This window comes from Streptomyces bohaiensis (assembly GCF_012033785.1).
Taxonomy (GTDB): domain Bacteria; phylum Actinomycetota; class Actinomycetes; order Streptomycetales; family Streptomycetaceae; genus Streptomyces; species Streptomyces bohaiensis.
Window position 1 is genome coordinate 1 of record NZ_JAAVJC010000423.1, and the last position, 2,865, is coordinate 2,865.

The window sequence follows — 2,865 nt, forward strand, 5'->3', positions numbered from 1 at the left end:
GGCCGGGGGCGCCGCGGCGGGAGCGCGCGCGGGCGTCGCGGAGGGCAGCGGTGTGCCGTGGTCGGCGAGCACGGCGGCGGCCAGGTCGACGGCGAGCGCCGCCGTCCAGGAGAAGTCCCGTGCCCCGTGGGCGCCGAGGCTGCGGGGGTCGAGGTACTCCGCGAACCCCGACCCGGCCGCGGTGGTGACCGCCGCGGTCCGCAGGTCGTCCGCGGTGCGCCGGGCGCCGTGCAGCCGCAGGCCGCGCTCGACCAGCCAGGCGATGTTGAACCAGGCGGGCCCGCGCCAGTACCGCGCCGCGTCGTACTCGGGCGCCAGCAGGTCGTGGCTGGGCACCATGCGGCAGCCCGCGCCCAGACCGAAGTGCGGTCCGGTCAGCGTGCGGTGGAGCCGTTCGGCGGTGGCGGCGGGCAGGGACGGCACGATCAGCGGCAGCAGCCCGGCGGCGCCCCGGGCGGGAAGCAGCCGGTCGTCGTGGAGGTCACGGGCGTGGAAGAGCCCCGTCCGCTCGTTCCACAGCCGGTGGAGGAGGGCGTCGGTCCGGGCACCGGCCGCCGCCCGGTGGCCGGTGCCGTCCCGGCCCAGCGCCGCGGCGATCTCGGCGAGGGCGTGGTCGGAGGCGATCAGCAGTGCGTTGAACCCCGGGTCCTCGACGGCGAACCGGCGGGCGGCGTCGGCGGACCGGTCGTCGTACCCGTGGTCCCGGTAGGCGGCGGCCAGCGCGACGTAGCGCCCGTAGTCGAGGTCGGTGGGCCGGTCGTCGGCGCTGCCGTGGTCGAGGTCGGCGCGGCGGAAGCCGTCGGGGTCGGCCGGCGTGACCCGCGCCAGCGGCGCGTCCCAGGCCGGGCTGTTGTCCATCCCCGACTCCCAGGGATGGACGATCGAGGCCAGGCCGCCGCCGCCGAGGTCGCGGCCCTCGGTGAGGTAGCGCTGCCAGGCGAGCAGTGGGCGGTGGAGCGCGGCGAGGAAGCCCTCGCGCTCCGCGCCGGCGGGGTCGGCGCGGTGGACCAGCCAGGCGGCGAGGGCGTGCACCGGGGGCTGGACGATGCCGGAGGTCTCGGCCGACCGCGGGGCGCCGTGCGCCGCACCGGCGGTGGAGGAGCGCCAGAACCCGGGGCCGGGGAAGTACGCGCCCTCCGGGACGTCCGGGTGGAAGACGATGTGCGGCACCCGGCCGTCGTCCCACTGCGCCGCGAACAGGCTCCGCAGTTCGCGGCGGGCGCGGGCGGGGTCCAGGTGGCGCAGGCCGATCGCGACGAACGCCGAGTCCCAGCTCCACTGATGCGGGTACAGCCGGCGGCTGGGGACGGTGGACGCGCCGGTCCAGTTGGCCCGCAGCACTCGGGCCGCGCCGTGGACGACCGCGCGGGCGTGCGCCGCCGTGGGCTCGGGCGGATGAACGGGGCGTGCGCTGGTGGTGAGCAGCCGAGTCCGCATTCCGCCTCCACGCCGGGGCTCCCGACGCGGCGGCGCCGCATCGCTTATGCAGAAGATACCGCAGGGTTACGCCTGCTTAACAAGCAAAAGCGTGAATATTGGTACCAGACACGTAGACGGAAGGGCGGGGCCCCCGGGGTGATGCGACGTCACGCGCAGGTGGGGACGGGAGTAGCGTGGTCACGCCGCCCCGCGGTTCGCGCGCCGGGCGGCGCCGTCGCCATCCACACCCGGGAGCGGGAGTCCGTCATGAACCAGGGGAGCGCGGGCCGGCTGCTGCAGCTGATCCGCAGCGGCCGCGCCACCACCCGGGGTGAGCTGCGACGCGTCACCTCCCTCTCCCGCTCCACCGTCGGCGCCCGGCTCGACCAGCTCTTCGCCGCGGGCTGGGTGCGGGAGGCGGCCGCGCCGGCGGGCGCCTCCACCGGCGGGCGGCCCGCGCTGCGGCTGGAGTTCGACACCTCGCACGCCGTCGTGCTCGCCGCCGACCTCGACACCCGGCACGCCCGCGTCGCCGTGACCGACCTGGGCGGAACCGTCCTCGCCGAGCGGACCGCCGACCTGGTGGTCGAGGACGGCCCGGGCGTGGTGCTGCCGCTGCTCGCGCGGCTCGGCGCCGCCGTGCTCGGCGACGCCGAGCGCCCGGCGCACGCGGTGTGCGGGGTCGGTCTCGCCGTGCCCGGACCGGTGGACGACGGGCGGCTGGTGCAGCCGCCGATCATGCCCGGCTGGGACGGCCATCCCGTGGCCGAACTGCTCGGCGCGCGGCTGGCCGAGGAGGCCGGGACCCCGGCCGACCTGCCGGTCCTGGTGGAGAACGACGCCAACCTGATGGCCTACGCCGAGCAGCGCCACGGCCACCCCGACTGCTCCGCGTTCCTGCTGGTCAAGGTGGCCACCGGCATCGGCGCGGGACTCGTGGTCGACGGCGGGATGTACCGCGGCGTCGACGGCGGGGCCGGCGACATCGGGCACATCCGGCTGGCCGACGCCTCCGACGCCCTCTGCCGCTGCGGCTCCTACGGCTGCCTCGCCGCGGTGGCGAGCGGCCGGGCCCTCGCCGAGCAGCTGACCGCGCTCGGTGTCACGGCCGGTACCGCGGCCGAGGTGCGCGCCCTGCTCGCCGACGGCCGCCCCGAGGCGGTGCGGCTGGCGCGGGACGCGGGCCGCCGCGTCGGCGAGGTCCTGGCCACCGTGGTCTCGCTGATCAACCCCGGAGTGCTGATGATCGCCGGGGACCTCGCCGGCCCGCCGTTCCTCACCGGGGTGCGCGAACTGCTGTACCAGCGGGCGATGCCCCGCACCACCGTCCACCTCCAGATGGTGACCTCCCGGCTGGGGGAGCGGGCCGGGCTGCTGGGCGCCGCGACGATGGTGGTGGACCTGCTCTACGGCGCGGAACGTGCCGACGCCCGACTCGCCGGGCGC

2 protein-coding genes are annotated in these 2,865 nt (G+C 77.2%); one reads left to right on the forward strand and one right to left on the reverse strand.

All coding sequences use genetic code 11. From position 1 onward, the window contains the following. The coding region (locus tag HCN52_RS23515; RefSeq protein ID WP_209314909.1) for an MGH1-like glycoside hydrolase domain-containing protein at positions 1–1,437 on the reverse strand (1,437 nt) is incomplete at its 3' end. Between the two features lie 249 nt (positions 1,438–1,686). Here HCN52_RS23515 and HCN52_RS23520 point away from each other — a divergent pair. After that, positions 1,687–2,865, forward strand: a 1,179-nt coding sequence (locus HCN52_RS23520) for an ROK family protein (RefSeq protein ID WP_168090444.1), incomplete at its 3' end; no start/stop codon positions are given.